Origin of the sequence: Microbacterium sufflavum (genome assembly GCF_023091155.1) — a bacterium.
Lineage (GTDB): Bacteria > Actinomycetota > Actinomycetes > Actinomycetales > Microbacteriaceae > Microbacterium > Microbacterium sufflavum.
The window spans coordinates 2,376,503-2,393,113 of record NZ_JAHWXK010000001.1 but is presented as its reverse complement, the minus strand read 5'-3'; the positions used below and the strand labels follow the sequence as shown (position 1 = coordinate 2,393,113).

Here is a 16,611-nt window from a genome sequence, read left to right as displayed (position 1 = left end):
GTGGAGGCTCAGACCGCGTAGTCGGCGTTGTAGCGGTCGAGCACCTCGCCGATCGGTGCGTCCAGCGCGAGCGCGCCCTTGTCGAGGTACAGCCCGCGCGTGCAGAACCGGCGCAGGTCGCGCTCGTTGTGGCTCACGAAGAACAGCGTGCGCCCCTCCGCGAGCAGCTCGTCGATGCGTTTGTAGCACTTGTCGCGGAACGCCTTGTCACCGACGGCGAGGACCTCGTCGACGAGGAGGATCGGCTCGTCGAGCTGTGACACGACAGAGAACGCCAGCCGCACCTTCATGCCGTTGGAGAGGTGCTTGTAGGGCGTCTCCTCGAAGCCGGCGAGCTCGGCGAACGCGATGATGTCGTCGTAGCGGCGCGAGACCTCGTCGCGCGACATGCCGTGGAGACCCGCGGTGAGACGCACGTTCTCCCGCACCGTCAGATCACCGACGAAACCGCCGGTGATCTCGATGAGCGGCGCCACGCCTCCGTTGACATGCACCGACCCCTCATCGGGGAGCAGCACGCCGGCGACCAAGCGCAGCAGCGTCGACTTCCCCTGTCCGTTGCGGCCGACCACACCGATCGACTCCCCCGGCTGCACCGTGAACGAGACGTCGCGCAACGCCCAGAACTCGCCGGGGCGCGAACGGCGCGATGCCCCGCTGAACAGGTCCTTGAAGCTGCGCCGCCCCCTCCGGTTGCGGCGGAAACGGACGCCGAGCCCCTGTACCTCGATTGCCGCGGACATCACAGCTCCCCCCTCGATGAGAGGACGGCGATGGCCGCGAGCGTGTGGGCATCACGGATCGTCCCGTCCTGCACGGCATGCGCCAGTTCCGCGAGCGGCAGCCAGCGCCGGTCGGAGACTTCCCCGTCCGGCACGGTCGCCGGCGCGTCCTGGTCGATGCGGCACTCCACGACGGCGACTTCCTGCGGGAAGATCGACGAGTCGGTCACGTACGACCCCAGCACCTGCGGGTCGCGGCCGCGCAGGCCGGTCTCCTCCCGCAGCTCTCTGAGGGCGGTCTCGGCGGCCGTCTCATCGGCTTCTCCCGCCCCGCGAGGGAGCTCCCAGAGCTCGGCCTCCGCGGCTTCCCGGGCGCTCAGCACGAGCAGCAGCCGATCCGCGTCGCGGGCCACGATCACCGCTCCTGCTCGCCCGTCGGAGACGACGAGGCGGTGGTGCGTGTAGGCGGACCCGTCGGCGGCGCGCCGCGCGGCGGCCTCGAGCCGCACCGGGAGCCCGTCGGAGCTCGCGTACACCGGGGTGAATCCATCGGTCATGAGCGCGCTCCCCTGTGCAGGACGAACCGTGCCTGCGGATCGCGGACGAGAAGCTCCCTGAGGGCACCGAGCGAGTCGAAGGGCACGGTCGTGGCGATGGCGCCGACGAAGGCCACCCAGGTCCAGACGTTGTCCACGGAGCCGAGCCCGAGGCCTGGCACGGCGAGGGCGACCACGCAGAGCGCGATGACGAGCTTCGCGATCGACGTCAGCAGCACGAAGCCCCGCGACGACACGGCCGTCACCTGGGTGGCGGCAAAAGCGAGCCCGCGCATGCGCGACCACGTCGGCCGCTCGCGCAGGCGGTGCCGCTGACGATGAGAGGCGTCCCAGGCGACCGCGATCGTGGCGGGGGTGGACTCCCGCGCCCACGCGACCAGCGTCGTCGACAGCGGCAGCTCCACGTCGTGCGCGGCGCGAGCGAGGTGCCCGTCGGCCTCGGCACCGAACGTCACCCAGTCCGCTCCCGCGTTCTCCGCGATCATGCGCAGGTACGCGTCGCCCCACCAGCGACGCACCGCCTCCCGATCGGCCTCCGCGAGCGGGAGCGCCTCGATGCGCTGCCACGCCACGCTGCGGAACCGTACCTCGTCGAGTCGCGCGTCGGCGATCACGCGCAGCGCCTCCGGCGACGAGGCCGGCGGGGTGCCCGTGCGCAAGGGTGCGTCGCCACCCGTCTGCTGCTCGTACCGGATGATCCCCGTCTCGACGAACCGCAGCCATTCGTCCCACCCGCGGCGGACCTCCGCCGGAATCCCGACCGCACCGCGCAGAGCGGGAAGCGACCAGTGGAACGCGTCGTTCGCGAGCCGAGCATCCAGACCTTCGCGCAGCGTCGGGTGCACGCCCGTGATCGTGAGGGGATACCGTCCCGGCGTCGCGCCGAGCTCCCGCATGACACCGTCCGGACCCAGCGTCAGGAAGTACGCCCCGTCGAGCAGCATGGCGTCGGTCACCAGGATCTCGCTGGAGACGAGCATGCCGATCCGGAGCATCCCCGTCAGCTCGGTGATCGCCTCCCGCGCATCGGCAGCCCCGTCGAAGAGCGCCGCCTGGGCGGGCGCGTCGAGCTCAGCGATGAGCACGCGTGCAGCCGCAGACATCACAGTTCCTTCAGCACCGGGCGCTCGAGGCTCCGGAACGTCCACACGCCGAGCGCCAGGATGACCACGCACATCACGACGCTCACGATCACCGGCATCGGGTCCCACAGATCGGGGAAGAAGCCCACGCGGTAGAGCGTGAAGATCCCGGCGAGCGGGTTGAACGCCCCGATCACGTCGAAGGGCGCCGGGAGGTCTTCGAAGCTGTAGATGACGGGCGAGGCGTAGAACAGCGCGCGGAGGATCAGCGCCGTCGTCCGCTCCAGATCCGTGTACAGCACGCACAGCGGCGCGACCAGCAGACCGAGCCCGACCAGCAGCATGATCTGCAGGAGGAGCGCGACCGGGAACCACAGCAGCATCACGTTCACCGTGGCTCCGCTGAACACCGCGAACAGCACCAGCACGGGGATCGAGAACAGGAACTCGATGCCCTTGCTCAGCACGATGCGGTTGACCCAGATCGACCGCGGGATCGCCGTCGAGCGCACGAGACGCGAATCCTTCTTGAACGCCCTCGTAAAATCCGACACCGAGGTGTTGAACCACACCCACGGCAGCAGCGCCACGATGAGGAACACGATGTACGGGTCCTCGCCCACGCTCCGATGGAACACCTGCGTGAACACGAACCAGTAGATGGCGCTCATCACCAGCGGATCTAGCACCGACCACAGGTAGCCGAGGGCGCTCGTCGCGTACCGCACCTTCAGGTCGCGGGCGGACAGCAGCCACAGCGAATGCAGATAGCGCCGGGGCGTCCCGGGCGCCCCGACAGCAGCGTGACTCACGGTTCCGAGTCTAGGAGAGAGTGTTGTTCCAGAGCGACAGCGCCGACCCGATGGCCATGTGCATGTCGAGGTACTGGTACGTGCCCAGACGCCCCCCGAAGTGCACGTCCTTCTCGCCCTTCGCCAGCTCGCGGTAGGCCAGCAGCCCCTCGCGGTCGGTCGGCGTGTTCACCGGGTAGTAGGGCTCGTCCTCGCGCTCGGCGAAGCGGGAGAACTCGCGCATGATGACGGTCTTGTCGGAGTCGTAGACGTCTTTGCGCTCCGGGTGGAAGTGCTTGAACTCGTGGATGCGCGTGTAGGGCACGTCCATGTCGGGGTAGTTCATGACGCTGGTGCCCTGGAAGTCGCGGACGTTCAGCACCTCCTGCTCGAAGTCGAGCGTGCGCCAGCTCAGGGCGCCCTCCGCGTAGTCGAAGTAGCGGTCGACCGGCCCCGTGTAGACCACGGGCACCTGGCCGACGGTCGCCCTCTTGTTCAGCGGCTGCGCCTCGTCGAAGTAGTCGACGCCGAGCTTCACCTCGATGCGGGGGTGGTCCGCCATGCGCTCGAGCCACGCGGTGTACCCGTCGGTCGGCAGGCCCTCCCACGTGTCGTTGAAGTAGCGGTTGTCGTACGTGTAGCGCACGGGCAGGCGGCTGATGATGTCGCCGGACAGCTTCTGCGGGTCGGTCTGCCACTGCTTGGCGGTGTAGTCGCGGAAGAACGCCTCGAACAGCGGACGGCCGACGAGCGCGATGCCCTTCTCCTCGAAGTTCGCGGCGGACTTCACGTCGAACTCCCCCGCCTGCTCCTTCACCAGAGCCCGCGCCTGGTCCGGCGTGTAGGCCGCCTGGAAGAACTGGTTGATCGTGCCCAGGTTCACCGGCATCGGGAACACCGTGCCCTTGTGGGTCGTGTAGACCCGGTGCACGTAGTTCGTGAAGGTGGTGAAGCGGTTGACGTACTCCCACACGGTCGCGTTCGACGTGTGGAACAGGTGCGCCCCGTAGCGGTGCACCTCGATCCCCGTCTCGGGTTCCGCCTCACTGTAGGCGTTGCCGCCGATGTGGGGGCGGCGGTCGATGACGGTCACCTTGCGGCCGGCTTCCGCGGCACGCTCAGCGATGGTGAGGCCGAAGAAACCCGACCCGACGACGAGAAGATCCATGCCTCAATCGTATCGGCGCGCGGCTGGGAGCTTCAGCCGCGGCGCCCGGTCGCGGGTCGTCAGACCGTGGCGGCGGCGCGGCCGGCGCCGACGACCATGCGCGGCGTGCCGGCCCAGGCCTCCGCGTCGGTCACGGCGCGGCCGTCGACCAGGAGCCGCACGCCCGGCAGCTGGACGGGACGGAGCGTGCGGTACTCGGCGTGATCGGTCTGCACGATCGCGAGGTCGACGCCCTCCCCGAGCGCGTAGGGCTCGAGTCCCAGGGCGCGCAGCTCGTCGTCCGTGTACAGGGGGTCGTGCACGCGCACCTCGGCGCCGCGGCGCCGCAGTGCCTCGACGGTGGGGAAGACACCGGAGAACGCGGTCTCCTTCACCCCGCCGCGGTACGCCGCGCCCAGCACGACCGCCCGGAGTCCGGACAGGTCGCCGAGCATGCCCTCGGCCTGAGCCACCAGGCGCTCTGGCATCGACTCGTTGAACTCGCGCGCCGTGCGCACGATGTCGGCGTCGGGGTCGGTCGACAGGTACAGCTTGGGGTAGACCGGGATGCAGTGGCCGCCCACCGCGATGCCGGGGCGGTGGATGTGACTGAAGACCTGCGAGTTGCACGCCTCGATCACCTGGTACACGTCGATGCCGTTGGCACCCGCGAAGAGGGCGAACTGGTTCGCCAGGCCGATATTCACGTCGCGGTAGGTGGTCTCGGCGAGCTTGGCCATCTCGGCCGCCTCGGCGCTCTGCAGGTCCCACACCCCGTTCGTGCGCGGCAGGTCGGGACGCTCGTCGAAGTCGAGCACCGACTCGTAGAACGCGACGGCGCGGCGGGCCCCCTCGTCGGAGAGCGCGCCGATCAGCTTGGGGTACTTGCGCAGGTCGGCGAAGATCCGCCCCGAGAACACACGCTCCGGGGAGAACACCACGTGGAAGTCCTCCCCCTCGCGCAGCCCGGAGACCTCCTCGAGCAGGGGCTTCCAGCGGCCGCGCGTCACCCCGACCGGCAGCGTGGTCTCGTACGACACCAGCGTGCCGGGGGTCAGGTGCTCGGCGAGCGAGCGGGTGGCCGCGTCCATCCACCCGAACTCGGGCTCCGCGGTCTCCTCGTTCACGAACAGCGGCACGACCACGACCACGGCATCAGCCCCGGGGATCGCCTCCGCGTAGTCGGTCGTCGCCCGCAGCCGTCCGGCCTCGAGCGCCGCCGTCAGCTTCTCCTGCAGCTGCGCCTCGCCGGGGAACGGCTCGACGCCCCGGTTGACGCTGTCGACGAGGGCCGCATTGACGTCGACCCCGACCACGTCGTGTCCCTTGCTGGCGAACTGGACGGCGAGGGGCAGGCCGATCTTTCCGAGGGCCACGACGGCGATACGCATGGGTTCGAGTATATTCCGGCGCGGGTACCCGGCTCCTCGCGGGTGGGCCTCAGCGACGCTCGGACAGCACCGCGATCACGCGCTCGGCGGCGTGCCCGTCGCCGTACGGTGCCGCGTCCGTGACCGCCGGTCGAGGACGCGTCACGGCCGCCGCGATCTCCTCGCGCGTGTTCGCGAGCACGTTCCAGCCCAGCTCCACCGTCTCGACCCACTCCGTCTCGGTGCGCACGGTCGTGCACGGCACGCGCAGCAGGAACGCCTCCTTCTGCAGCCCGCCCGAGTCGGTCACCACACCGGCACTCGCCGCCGCGGCCGCGATCAGGTCGGGGTAGGCGAGCGGCGGGCGGGAGGTGAGCGAGCCGCGGTCGAGGTCGATGCCGTGCGCGGCCGCCTTGGCCACCACGCGCGGGTGGGCCAGCAGCACGACGGGACGGTCGAGCCCCGCCAGGGCCTCGACCACCTGCCGCAGCCGCGCCGGGTCGTCGGTGTTCTCGGCGCGGTGGATCGTCGCCAGGTAGTACTCCCCCTCGGCGGCGTCCAGGCGCTCCCCCTCGTCGGCGGCACGCCGGGCGACACGGTCGCGCACGTCGAACAGCACATCGGTCATCACATCGCCCACCAGCACGGTGCGCTCGGCCAGCCCTTCGCGCGTGAGGTGGTCGACGGCGACCTGCGTCGGTGCGAGAAGAAGGTCGGCGGCGTGGTCGGTCAGCACGCGGTTGTGCTCCTCCGGCATGCGACGGTTGAAGCTGCGCAGCCCCGCCTCCAGGTGCGCCACAGGGATGTGCAGCTTGACCGCGCTCAGCGCCGCCGCCACGGTCGAGTTCGTGTCGCCGTACACCAGCACCCAGTCGGGGCGGTGCTCGTCGAACACCGCGTCGAGGGCACCCAGCATCGCTCCGGTCTGCACGCCGTGCGAGCCGCTGCCCACGCCGAGGTGCACGTCGGGGGCGCCGATCCCCAGATCCTCGAAGAACACGTCAGACAGCAGCGGGTCGTAGTGCTGTCCGGTGTGCACGATCACGTGCTCCACCCCGGCCGCGCGGGCGGCATGGTGGATCGGGGCGAGCTTGACGAACTGGGGGCGCGCGCCGACGACGCTGACGATCTTCACGAGCATCTACTCTACGGAGCCCGGCGGCTCACGCGTCGAGGAACGGCCGCAGCGCCTCCGCCGACATCGTCCCGTCGTGCACCGCGCGCACGAACGCCGGCCCCTCGGCGGCTCGCGTCGCAGAGCGCGCGCGATTCGCGGCGACCTCGCGCAGCACGCCCTCCAGTTCCGTTGCCCTGGCCTGCACCACGGGCAGCTCGTGTCCGCTGGCCGCGCGCACCGCCTCACGGGTGTCGTCCGACACATGGCTGACCACCAGGCGACCGGCCGCAAGCGCCTCGCAGACCGCGACGCCGTAGGCCCCGGCGAGGAACTGGTCGAGGACGACGTCGGCGCCGCCGTACAGCTCCGGCATCCGCTCGGCGGGGACGCCCCTGACCTCGGTGTACTCGATGAGCCCCTCGGCCTCGAGCCGCTGCACGGCTGCGGCGATGCGGTCGCTGCCCTTCAGGCCGGCGCTCGACGGGGCGTGCACGACGCGCAGTGGCCCGTCGCCGGAGAGCGCAGGGCGGTCCCCCGCCGCGGCCCAGGATCGCGGATCCACCACGACGGGGAGCCAGGTGGCACCCGGCGCGAACGGCAGCAGATCCGGAGTCGAGACGAACACGGGCACCCCGGCGGCCTCTGCGAAGCGCGCGTGCCGCTCGGCGATCTCCTCCAGCACGGCTGTCCCGGCGTAGCGATCACCGTGGAAGGGCGAGTCCGGCTCGCGCGCGGCGTGCGCACTCGGGAGACGGATGTCGCTCCCGTGCCACACGAGCGCCACGCGGACCCCCGCCGCCTGCAGCTCTCGCACCAGCTCCAGCGGGTCGCCGTCGAGCTCGGAGAGGTGCCGCCCGGATTCGATCAGCACGTGCGTGAAGCCTTGAAGGATCGCACGGTGCTGCGCCCGGCGCCAGCGAGCGTTGCCGACCAGTGCCGTCGCGGGGATGAGGTGATCGGCGTGGAACCCGAACACGTCGTCACCCCCGCGGAACATGGCGCTGGCGGCGGCGACGCCGGGCAGCGTCTCGGCGGCGCGCGCCCACGCGTACCCCTGCCCCGCCGAGTTCACCGGCGCGATGAGCAGTCGCCGCGGGGCGTCGCTGGCCACGGTGACACCGGTCTCGCGGAACTGGCGCACGTGCCCGGGGAGCACATACCCCGCGACCGACGAGGGCACCAGCTTCTGCGCGAGGCGATACGCCCGCGCTCCGAGGTCAGGCACGGCCCGCCGAGCCGGCGACGATCTCCTCCACGGCCCGCGCCCACACCTCGACCTGCCGCTCCGCGGAGAGCGCATCGGCCGCCCGCATTGCGGCCTGCTTGAACCCGTCGACGCGCTCGGGGGTGAGCGCATCGATGGTCGCGGCGATCGATGCCTCGTCGAAGCCGTCCGTGACGACGCCGAGGCCATGGTCGCGCACGATGCGCGCCATCTCGACCGACGGGCCGACCACGATGCCGAGGCGCGCCTGGACGTAGTCGAAGAACTTGTTCGGCAGTGCCATCACGTTGTTGGTGCTCACCGGCTGCAGGATGTGGATGCCGAGGTCGTACTCGTTGAGCGTCTCGATGAGCACGGACTGCGGTACGGGGTCGTGCACCGTGATCCGCGGCCCCAGCTCCTCGGCGAGCGCCACGAACTCGGAGCGCGTCTTCTCGGGCTGCCACGTGAGGTAGAGGTCGAAGGTGACCTCGACCGGGGACGCCGCCACCGCACGCATGATCTCGCCGAGGCTGCGCTCGTGGAACGGGTTGCCGCTGTGCACGAGCCGGATCGCGGAACCCACGGGACGGTACGGGAGGTCGCGCAGGTGCGTCGAGTTCGTCACCACCCCGGGCTGGAGGCCGTACTCGTGGTACCGCTTGGCGATCTCGCCGCCGACCGTCGTGGACGAGTGCGCCTGCGACACCAGGTGCTTCGTCATCCACGACCAGTAGCGCTGGTGCCGACGGCCGAGCGGCGTGTCCTCGAAGCCCATGTCCGGGAAGAACTCGTGCAGGTCGGCGTGCACGCGCTCGGCGCCGAAGAGCCGGCACGCGACGCCCACGGTCTCGGCGTCGTTGGCGATCACCGCGTCGAAGCGCCGCCCGCGCAGCAGGTGGATGGTCTCGAGCACGCCGGGCGACTGGAAGTACATCCGGCGGAACCCCTCGGTCCGCCGCGCGAACTCGTCGCGCACCCTGGTCACGATGTCCTGCTTGGGCGGGAGGTCGCCACGGATCTCGACGTGCGTGACGCCGGGGTGCGGCGACGGGCCGGGCGAGCACGTCGTCACGTCGTACTCGTCGACGAAGCGGCGCACCTGCTTGATGACGCGCGGGTCACCGTCGATCGGCACGAAGGACAGGATGAGGAGCGTCGGGCGCGGGGCGGAGGCGCTCACCACGTCGCGACCAGCCCACCCCAGGAGAGACCGACACCGAAGCCGAGGAGCATCACGCGCATACCGGGCACCAGGGCGCCCTGGCGTTCGGCGTCGGCGAGCGCGATCGGGATGGTGGACGACACCGTGTTGCCGGACTCGGCGAGCGACACGAAGAACTTCTCGGCGGGCACCTTGAGCTTCTTGCGCAGGTGCTCGAGCATGAAGGCGTTCGCCTGGTGGAACACGAACAGGTCGATGTCATCCTGCTCCAGCTGCGCCTTGGCGAGGATCTCCTCGACCGTCTCCGGCACCACGCGGAGGGTGAAGTTGAAGATGTCGGGGCCGTCCATGTACAGGTCATAGCCCGAGGCGACGAGCTCCCGCACGGCCGTGTCGGCCTTCGGCTGGAGCGCAGCGCCCGCGCGCAGACCCCCGTTCGGGACGATGAGGCTCTTGCCGCCAGAGCCGTCCGTGCCGTACGTCATGGCGGTGAGCGAGGTGTCGGAGCCGTCCGCGGTCACGAGGGTCGCGGCCGCGCCGTCGCCGAAGATCGTGCGCACGGACTTGTCGGCCGGGTTGATGAACTTCGTGTACGTGTCGGCCGTGACGACCAGGACGTTCGCCGCCTGGCCCGACTCGATCAGGCCCTTGGCGAGGCCCAGGGCGTAGATGTAGCCGGAGCAGCCGAGCGTGATGTCGGTCGCGCCCGCCGAGGTCGGGATGCCCAGGGCGTCCTGCACGATGCAGGCGGTCGAGGGGAGGTAGTAGTCGGGGCTCTGCGTGCAGAGGATCACGTAGTCGATCGACTGGGGGTCGATGCCGTCGCGCTCGAACAGACGTCGTGCTGCCGCGATGGCCAGGTCGGACGAGAACTCGTCGGGACCGGAGATGTGGCGGCGGTCGATCCCGGTCTTGCCGGAGATCTTCTCGACGCTCCACTCCGGGAACTCTCGGGAGAGATCCTCATTGCTGAGGACGGCCTCGGGCAGGTAGTAGTCGACGGCAGCGATGCGGGCACCCATGCCCCCAGTCTACGGGCCGGGAGCGGTCACCTCGCGGTGTACCCGCCGTCCACCACCATCACCGAACCGGTGACCCAGCGCGAGACCGGGGAGAGCAGATACAGCGCCGCCCCCGCCACGTCTTCCACGGTGCCGAGGCCGAGCGGGTGCGCCGCCTCGATCTCGTCCCAGGCCGCGGCACCCACCGAGGCGCGCAGCCGTTCGGTCAGCGCGGTCTCGACGATCCCGGCGGCGATGCTGTTGACGCGCACACCCTCCCGCGCCAGCTCGAGCGCGAGCGACTTGCCGAGGGACGCCACGGCGGCCTTGCTCGCGGCGTACGCGCTCACTCCGGCTTCCCCGACCAGGCCGACCGCCGACGACAGCAGGACGATGCTCGACGACTCGGCGCGCACCTTGGGGTGACGGAACGCCTTCGCGAGCATCAGCGCGCTCGTGACGTTGATGTCGAACACGGCCGAGGTCTGATCGGCCGTCGCGATCCGCAGCGGAGCGGTCACGTGGACGCCCGCCGCGTGCACCAGGCCGTCGAGCGGTCCGAGCTCGGCGGCGATCCCGCGGAGCAGCGCCGCGACGCCGGCATGGTCGGTCAGGTCGAACGGCGCCAGCAGGTGCCCCTCGCCCGCGAGCAGGTCGCGGGTCTCCTCCAGCTCGACCTCGCGGCGTCCGATCAGCGCGACCCGGGCGCCCTGACGCGAGAGGTGGATCGCGGTCTGCCGACCGATGCCCGAGGTTGCGCCCGTGACGACGACCGCGCGGCCGTCGAGGTGCAGGTAGTCGGAGGTCTCAGGCACCGGCACGGGTGAGTGCGTGCAGGTCGGAGACGGTCTTCGCGTTCGCGAGCTCGTCCGCATCGATCGTCACGCCGATCGCCTCGTCGACCTCCGCGATGAAGCTGATGTTCGCGAGCGAGTCCCAGCCCACCGCGTCCAGCTCATCGGTCAGTGCGACCTCGTCCACCTCGACCTCGAGGATCTCCGCCACCAGCTCCAGAAGCGCCTTCTCATCCATGCGTCGATCATATCGGCCGCCCCTCGCACCGCCGGGGCGCCCCGCCGTTCGCAGTAGGGTCGGAGCATGAACGCGCCCCACGTCACCGCCTCCGCCCTCGCCCAGCAGCTGTCGGGCGAACTCGTCGGCACGGATCGCTCCGTCACGGGTCTCGCCCCGCTCGGCGAGGCCGGCGAGGGAGACCTGACGTTCGTGGTCGATCCGGTCGCGGCGGCGGCCGCTGCCGCGAAGGCGCTGGAGGCCGGAGCCGTGCTCCTCGCCCCCGCCACCCTCCCCGACGACGCCCGCTCGGGGACGGCGGTGCTGGTGGAGAACCCGCGCGCCGCCTTCGCCCTGGCCGTCGCCGAGCACTTCGCCCGCAAGCCCGTTCCCGGGATCGCACCGACCGCTCGCGTCGACCCGACCGCCGAGGTGCACCCCGGCGCCCACATCGGGGAGTACACCGTCGTCCGTGCCGGCGCCGTGATCGCCGACGGCGCCGAGATCCGCGATCACGTGGTGATCGGGCACGACGTCCGCATCGGGGCGCACGCTCTCATCAAGAGCCACGCCGTGATCGGCGAGGAGGGCTTCGGCATGGAGCGCGACGCCGACGGCGACAACATCCGCATCCCGCACCTCGGCTCGGTCGTCATCGAGGACCACGTCGAGGTCGGCAACTTCACCACGGTCTGCTCCGGCACCATCGCCCCGACGCGCGTCGGCGATCACACCAAGATCGACGACCATGTGCACGTGGCCCACAACTGCCGAATCGGCCGCAACGTGATCATCACGGCCTGCGCGGAGATCTCCGGCAGCGTCGTGATCGAGGACGACGCCTGGATCGGCCCCAACGCCTCCGTCATCCAGGGCGTCACGCTCGGCCGCAACTCCCTGCTCGGCATCGGTGCGGTCGCGGTGAAGTCGGTGCCCGACGACGAGATCCGCATCGGCAACCCCGCCCGTCGGCTCGGCGACAACAAGCGCTGAGCCGGGGCGGCCGGCTGCGGACTCCGTCGTTCCGGCCGGATCAGTAGTTCTCGGCCGGAACCTTCTCGAACCACCAGAACGGGTGGGTGAGCACCTGCACCACGGGCACCTTGCCGACCCACTCGGCGAAGTGGCCCTCACGCCAGTTGCCGCTGCTGTCGCTCAGGTACTTCATGTTCGGCATCATGAACCGCGGCTCGTAGGCGTGGTAGCGCACCGTGTCGGACCAGCGGTCGAGGAGCTCCGCCGCGAACTCGAATCCGCCCAGTCGCGCCGGCTCGTGCAGGCTGAACCCGCCGACCGGTCGGCCGACCGCCGTCTCGAAGACCGTGCGCTGACGCTCGGCCCACTCGAAGTTGTCACCGCCGAGCACCTCGCCGATGCCGCCCTCGAGGTGCAGCTGGACCTCGTGACCCAGCTCCTCCATCTCGCGGATCATCATGAGCGACGGCAGACTCATCAGGCTGTAGCCGCGGGCGTGCACGCGCAGGAAGATGCTCGACGAGCACCCGGCCTCCGCGTCGACCCGCGCGACGCGCATGGCCTGCTCGATGCTGTTGTCGATGTCGTGCCGGAGGATGAGGTGCTTCTCCTGCGGGGCATCGAGGTACTTGTCGAAGCTCGTGACGGCGTACCCGTCGTCGAGATAGGCGTGAAGCGTCTCCGCATAGTCCTTGAGCGAGAAGCCCTTCTTGCCCGGCTCTGACGAGGCCATCGATCCCACCGTTCCATTCGGTCCCGGTCCACCGGAACGGGACCGCGGCAACCCCGCCCATGATAGTCGCCCGCCGTCGGACCGCCGTTGCGCCCCCTCGGTATACTGACGGGATGAGTTCCTGTCCCCCGGAGAATGCACGCACGACGTGAACCGGAACAGACTCCCCCGGTGGGTCAACGCCACGATCGACCGCATCGCCGACTCCCCCACCAGCCCCCTCGGGCGGATCGCCGCCCGCCGCTACGGGAAGCCCGTCCCCGGAGCCGTCGGCACGACCACGTTCGACGACCGACCCGTCCGCGTCCTCATCGCGCCGGTCAACTACTCCGGCCAGGCGTTCGCGTGGAGCAGGGCCCTGGAGCGCCGCTCGCCGCGCATCTCGGCGCGCACCATGGCCATCGAGGTCCCCGGCGGCTTCGACTACCCGTCCGACCTGCTCGTGCCGATCCCGACCTACCACAACGACACCGCGTGGCAGCGTGACCAGTTCGCCGCGGCGACCGCGGCCACGCACGTGCTGATCGAGGCGGAGGAGCCACCCTTCGGTCGCCTCCTCGGTCGCTCGGTGGCCGCGCAGGCGGCAGCGCTCGGCACGCGCGGCGTGGACGTGGCCTACCTCGCCCACGGCACCGACGTGCGGCTGCCGTCGCGGCACATGCGCGACCACCCGTGGTCGCACTACGCCGACCCCGAGGTCTACGCCGCGCGGGACGAGGTGGTCGCGGCGCGCAACATCGCACTCCTGGAGAGCAGCGGACGCCCCGTGTTCGTCTCCACCCCCGACCTGCGCGAAGACCTCCCCACCGCACGGTGGCTCCCGGTGGCCGTCGACGTCGCCCGCTGGGAGCGACCGCGCACGGCGCGCACGCCCGGCGCGCGTCTCCGGGTCGCCCACGCCCCGTCGGTGTCCGTGATCAAGGGCACGCACCTCATCCGCGACACGCTCGAGCGGCTGCAGGCGGAGGGGGTCATCGAGCTCGATCTGATCCAGGGCGTGCCGACCGCGCAGATGCCCGACCGCTTCGCCGCGGCCGACGTGGTGATCGATCAGCTGCGCATCGGCTCCTACGGCGTGGCGGCGTGCGAGGCCCTCGCGTCCGGCTGCGTCGTCGTCGGGCACCTGAGCGAGCGGGTGCGCGCGACCGTCCGTGAGGAGACCGGGCTGGAGCCGCCCATCGTCGAGGCCACGCCCGACACGATCGAGGGCGTCCTGCGCGAGCTCGCCGCACACGACGGCCTCGACGCCCTCCGCGCCACCGGCGACACGTTCGTCCGCGCCGTCCACGACGGCCGTCGCTCCGCCGCCGTGCTCGACGAAGCCTGGCTGCATGCCACCGCCCCTGATCCGCACGAGGAGGACACCGATGCATCCCCGCGTTGAAGCCGCCTGGAAGCTCGTCCCGAAGCCGGTGCAGGACGCGATCGCGTCGACCGTCGACCGGGCGAAGGGCGTGACCCCGCCCCCGCCGCCGCTGCCCGACCTCTCCCGTCCGATCCGGATGCTGGTGGGACCGGTGAACTACGCCGGCCAGGGGTACCGGTGGTCGCGCGCGGCCGAGTCGACGGGTGAGGTGTCCGCGGTCAACTACGTGCACGCGGGCAACAACCTCCTGCAGTACCCCGCCGACTACACCGTGACCTGGCGCACCGCGGAGCACTCCCGCGCATGGCAGCGCTCGATGCTCGATGCGATCGCGACGAACTACACGCACGTGCTCATCGAGGCGTGCTTCCCCATCCTCGGCGGGATGTTCTCCGGCGACCTGCGCCGTCAGACCGCACTGCTGCAGGAGCGCGGTGTGCGCGTGGGCATCGTCGGACACGGCACCGACGTGCGACTGCCGTCGACCCACCTGGAGTCGACGCCGTGGTCGCTGTTCGTCGACAGCGAGGACTGGGTGCCCTTCGACCTCGCGGAGAAGGCCGTGGCCGACAACCTCGCGGCGATCGCCGACCTCGACGTGCCCACGTTCGTCTCGACCGCCGGCCTGCTCGTCGACCTTCCCCGCGCGCACTTCCTCGGCGTGGTGATCGACCAGGAGCAGTGGATCAACGACGAGCCGCTCCTGGAGCGCGAGCGCATCCGCGTCATCCACGCGCCCACCAACGCGCACGTCAAGGGCACGCCGCTCATCGTCCCCGTAGCGCAGAAGCTGCACGACGAGGGGCTCATCGAGTTCATCCAGCTGGACCGCGTCCCCAACCACGAGATGCCGGCCGTGGTCGCGTCCGCCGACGTCGTGCTCGACCAGTTCCGGGTCGGCGACTACGGTGTCGCGGCGTGCGAGAGCATGACCGCCGGGCGGGTGGTGCTGGCCCACGTCACGGAGCAGGCCCGGCGCGAGGTGGAGGGGCACGCGGGCATGACCCTGCCGATCCCGGAGACCACCCCGGACACACTCGAACACATGCTGCGCGACATCGCCGTGCGACGGGACCACTACCGCGCGATCGCCGCGACCGGGAGGGAGTTCGTCCGACGCGTGCACAACGGCGACTTCTCCCGCGCGCAGCTGATGACGCACTTCCTCTCCGCATGAGCATGAGCATGCGCCTCGCGATCGTCTCGCGCATCTACCGCCCCGAGCCCTCGGCCGCGTCGTCGTTCCTCGGCGCCGTCGCCGACGAGGCGGTCGCCCGCGGGCACCGCGTCACCGTGCTCACCGTGCGTCCGCCGCACGGCCTCGACGAGGGGACACCCGTCGAAGACGTGCGCATGGCCCCGGTGCTGCGCGACCGCAGCGGCTACGTGCGCGGCTACCTCCCGTACGCCAGCTTCGACGTGCCGCTGTTCTTCCGACTCCTGTTCCTGCGGCGCCCCGACGTGGTGTTCATGGAGCCGCCGCCCACCACGGGGTTCGTGGTGCGGCTCGTGTGCGCGCTGCGGCGCATCCCCTACGTGTACGACGCCGCCGACGTCTGGTCCGATGCCGCGGAGCAGGTGACCTCGTCGCGCCTGGTGATCCGCGTGCTGCGCGCGACCGAGCGTTTCGCGATGCGGGGAGCGCGGCGCATCGTCACGATCTCCCAGGGCGTGCTCGACCGGATCGCCGCGCTCGGCGTGGACCGACCGGCCGTCGTGACCGGGTTCGGGGCGGACACCGGTGCCTTCCTCCCCCCGGCCGACGCCGAGGCGGAGGCGCCGACCGAACCCGTGTTCCTGTACGCCGGCACCTACTCGCACTGGCACGGCGCCGACATCGCCGTCGACGGGTTCGCCGCGTTCAGCCGCAGCACCCCCGGGTACACCCTGCGCTTCATCGGCAACGGCAGCGAGCGCGCCTTCCTGGAGCAGCGGGCCCGCGAGCTCGGGGTCGCCGACTCCGTGGAGTTCGTCGAGACCATGCCCAGCAGCGAGCTGGTCCCGCATCTGCACCGCGCCGTCGCGACCATCGCCACCCAGCGCCCCGGCACCGGCTACGAGTACGCGTTCGCCACGAAGGCGTACTCGTCGATGGCCGCCGGATGCCCCGTCATCTTCGCCGGTCCGCCGAACGGACCCACCGGCGCCTACCTCGACCAGGCGAACCTGGAGGTGCGCGGCGGCATCGTCAGCGGCTACGCCGCCGAGTCGGTCGCGGTGGCCATGGCCGCCCTCGCGGCCCGCCCGCTGAGCGCGGCGGAGCGGCGGAGCGTCGCCGACTGGACGGCGGAACGGCACTCGATGGCCGCGGTCGCCGGCCGCGTCGTCGACGTGATCGAGTCGGTCGGCCAGACGAGGGACGGACGCTGA

At 70.9% G+C, this 16,611-nt stretch carries 17 protein-coding genes; 4 read left to right on the top strand and 13 right to left on the bottom strand.

The window, feature by feature from the left end; genetic code table 11:
- Window positions 1-8 precede the first annotated feature (8 nt).
- The 12 genes from KZC56_RS11545 to KZC56_RS11490 are packed head-to-tail and all read right to left on the bottom strand — an operon-like array spanning window position 9 to window position 11,188.
- Complete coding sequence (locus KZC56_RS11545; RefSeq protein WP_136029875.1) at window positions 9-743, bottom strand: ABC transporter ATP-binding protein; 735 nt, start codon at window positions 741-743, stop codon at window positions 9-11.
- Entirely contained in the window at window positions 743-1,279 is a 537-nt protein-coding gene (locus tag KZC56_RS11540; protein WP_247638603.1) for an NUDIX hydrolase, read from the bottom strand. Before KZC56_RS11540 ends, KZC56_RS11545 begins: the two co-directional genes overlap by 1 nt.
- Complete coding sequence (locus tag KZC56_RS11535) at window positions 1,276-2,382, bottom strand: hypothetical protein (protein WP_168387290.1); 1,107 nt, start codon at window positions 2,380-2,382, stop codon at window positions 1,276-1,278. The genes KZC56_RS11540 and KZC56_RS11535 overlap by 4 nt, the downstream gene beginning before the upstream one ends.
- The gene (locus KZC56_RS11530) at window positions 2,382-3,173 is read right to left on the bottom strand and encodes an ABC transporter permease (protein WP_136029877.1); all 792 of its coding nucleotides are present in this window, start codon (window positions 3,171-3,173) and stop codon (window positions 2,382-2,384) included. The genes KZC56_RS11535 and KZC56_RS11530 overlap by 1 nt, the downstream gene beginning before the upstream one ends.
- A 10-nt stretch (window positions 3,174-3,183) precedes the next feature.
- Window positions 3,184-4,320, bottom strand: coding sequence for a UDP-galactopyranose mutase (glf, locus tag KZC56_RS11525; RefSeq protein ID WP_136029879.1), 1,137 nt, complete (start codon window positions 4,318-4,320; stop codon window positions 3,184-3,186).
- Between the two features lie 59 nt (window positions 4,321-4,379).
- Window positions 4,380-5,690 carry a nucleotide sugar dehydrogenase gene (locus KZC56_RS11520; protein WP_247638602.1) on the bottom strand — a complete coding sequence of 437 codons (1,311 nt, stop codon included), beginning with the start codon at window positions 5,688-5,690 and terminating at the stop codon, window positions 4,380-4,382.
- Between the two features lie 49 nt (window positions 5,691-5,739).
- The gene (wecB, locus tag KZC56_RS11515; protein WP_136029883.1) at window positions 5,740-6,804 is read right to left on the bottom strand and encodes a non-hydrolyzing UDP-N-acetylglucosamine 2-epimerase; all 1,065 of its coding nucleotides are present in this window, start codon (window positions 6,802-6,804) and stop codon (window positions 5,740-5,742) included.
- 28 nt (window positions 6,805-6,832) lie between these two features.
- Window positions 6,833-8,011 (bottom strand): hypothetical protein, encoded by a 1,179-nt coding sequence (locus tag KZC56_RS11510; RefSeq protein ID WP_247638601.1) that lies wholly within the window; start codon window positions 8,009-8,011, stop codon window positions 6,833-6,835.
- The gene (locus KZC56_RS11505; protein WP_247638600.1) at window positions 8,004-9,173 is read right to left on the bottom strand and encodes a glycosyltransferase family protein; all 1,170 of its coding nucleotides are present in this window, start codon (window positions 9,171-9,173) and stop codon (window positions 8,004-8,006) included. The genes KZC56_RS11510 and KZC56_RS11505 overlap by 8 nt, the downstream gene beginning before the upstream one ends.
- Window positions 9,170-10,177, bottom strand: a complete 1,008-nt coding sequence (locus KZC56_RS11500) for a 3-oxoacyl-ACP synthase III family protein (RefSeq protein ID WP_136029889.1) — start codon at window positions 10,175-10,177, stop codon at window positions 9,170-9,172. Before KZC56_RS11500 ends, KZC56_RS11505 begins: the two co-directional genes overlap by 4 nt.
- Window positions 10,178-10,203: 26 nt before the next feature.
- Window positions 10,204-10,971 (bottom strand): SDR family NAD(P)-dependent oxidoreductase, encoded by a 768-nt coding sequence (locus KZC56_RS11495; protein WP_247638599.1) that lies wholly within the window; start codon window positions 10,969-10,971, stop codon window positions 10,204-10,206.
- Entirely contained in the window at window positions 10,964-11,188 is a 225-nt protein-coding gene (locus tag KZC56_RS11490) for an acyl carrier protein (protein ID WP_136029893.1), read from the bottom strand. Before KZC56_RS11490 ends, KZC56_RS11495 begins: the two co-directional genes overlap by 8 nt.
- Before the next feature lie 66 nt (window positions 11,189-11,254).
- Between KZC56_RS11490 and KZC56_RS11485 the strand changes: the two genes are divergently transcribed.
- Window positions 11,255-12,160: an LpxD N-terminal domain-containing protein gene (locus KZC56_RS11485; protein ID WP_136046075.1), complete on the top strand. Its 906-nt coding sequence runs from the start codon at window positions 11,255-11,257 to the stop codon at window positions 12,158-12,160.
- Window positions 12,161-12,200: 40 nt separating this feature from the next.
- Here KZC56_RS11485 and KZC56_RS11480 read toward each other — a convergent pair whose 3' ends face one another.
- Complete coding sequence (locus KZC56_RS11480) at window positions 12,201-12,875, bottom strand: GCN5 family acetyltransferase (protein WP_136029897.1); 675 nt, start codon at window positions 12,873-12,875, stop codon at window positions 12,201-12,203.
- Between the two features lie 148 nt (window positions 12,876-13,023).
- On the opposite strand from KZC56_RS11480, the gene KZC56_RS11475 reads away from it, so the two are divergent.
- The 3 genes from KZC56_RS11475 to KZC56_RS11465 are packed head-to-tail and all read left to right on the top strand — an operon-like array spanning window position 13,024 to window position 16,611.
- Window positions 13,024-14,259, top strand: a complete 1,236-nt coding sequence (locus KZC56_RS11475; protein WP_247638598.1) for a glycosyltransferase family protein — start codon at window positions 13,024-13,026, stop codon at window positions 14,257-14,259.
- Window positions 14,243-15,418, top strand: coding sequence for a glycosyltransferase (locus KZC56_RS11470; protein ID WP_247638597.1), 1,176 nt, complete (start codon window positions 14,243-14,245; stop codon window positions 15,416-15,418). The genes KZC56_RS11475 and KZC56_RS11470 overlap by 17 nt, the downstream gene beginning before the upstream one ends.
- Window positions 15,415-16,611: a glycosyltransferase gene (locus KZC56_RS11465; RefSeq protein ID WP_168442798.1), complete on the top strand. Its 1,197-nt coding sequence runs from the start codon at window positions 15,415-15,417 to the stop codon at window positions 16,609-16,611. Before KZC56_RS11470 ends, KZC56_RS11465 begins: the two co-directional genes overlap by 4 nt.

What these genes read in the sequence shown, in the direction of transcription:
- KZC56_RS11545 (WP_136029875.1), bottom strand. Translation starts at nt 743, where the DNA reads ATGTCCGCGGCAATCGAGGTACAGGGGCTCGGCGTCCGTTTCCGCCGC.
- KZC56_RS11540 (WP_247638603.1), bottom strand. Translation starts at nt 1,279, where the DNA reads ATGACCGATGGATTCACCCCGGTGTACGCGAGCTCCGACGGGCTCCCG.
- KZC56_RS11535 (WP_168387290.1), bottom strand. Translation starts at nt 2,382, where the DNA reads ATGTCTGCGGCTGCACGCGTGCTCATCGCTGAGCTCGACGCGCCCGCC.
- glf (WP_136029879.1), bottom strand. Translation starts at nt 4,320, where the DNA reads ATGGATCTTCTCGTCGTCGGGTCGGGTTTCTTCGGCCTCACCATCGCT.
- KZC56_RS11520 (WP_247638602.1), bottom strand. Translation starts at nt 5,690, where the DNA reads ATGCGTATCGCCGTCGTGGCCCTCGGAAAGATCGGCCTGCCCCTCGCC.
- KZC56_RS11500 (WP_136029889.1), bottom strand. Translation starts at nt 10,177, where the DNA reads ATGGGTGCCCGCATCGCTGCCGTCGACTACTACCTGCCCGAGGCCGTC.
- KZC56_RS11490 (WP_136029893.1), bottom strand. Translation starts at nt 11,188, where the DNA reads ATGGATGAGAAGGCGCTTCTGGAGCTGGTGGCGGAGATCCTCGAGGTC.
- KZC56_RS11485 (WP_136046075.1), top strand. Translation starts at nt 11,255, where the DNA reads ATGAACGCGCCCCACGTCACCGCCTCCGCCCTCGCCCAGCAGCTGTCG.
- KZC56_RS11480 (WP_136029897.1), bottom strand. Translation starts at nt 12,875, where the DNA reads ATGGCCTCGTCAGAGCCGGGCAAGAAGGGCTTCTCGCTCAAGGACTAT.
- KZC56_RS11470 (WP_247638597.1), top strand. Translation starts at nt 14,243, where the DNA reads ATGCATCCCCGCGTTGAAGCCGCCTGGAAGCTCGTCCCGAAGCCGGTG.
- KZC56_RS11465 (WP_168442798.1), top strand. Translation starts at nt 15,415, where the DNA reads ATGAGCATGAGCATGCGCCTCGCGATCGTCTCGCGCATCTACCGCCCC.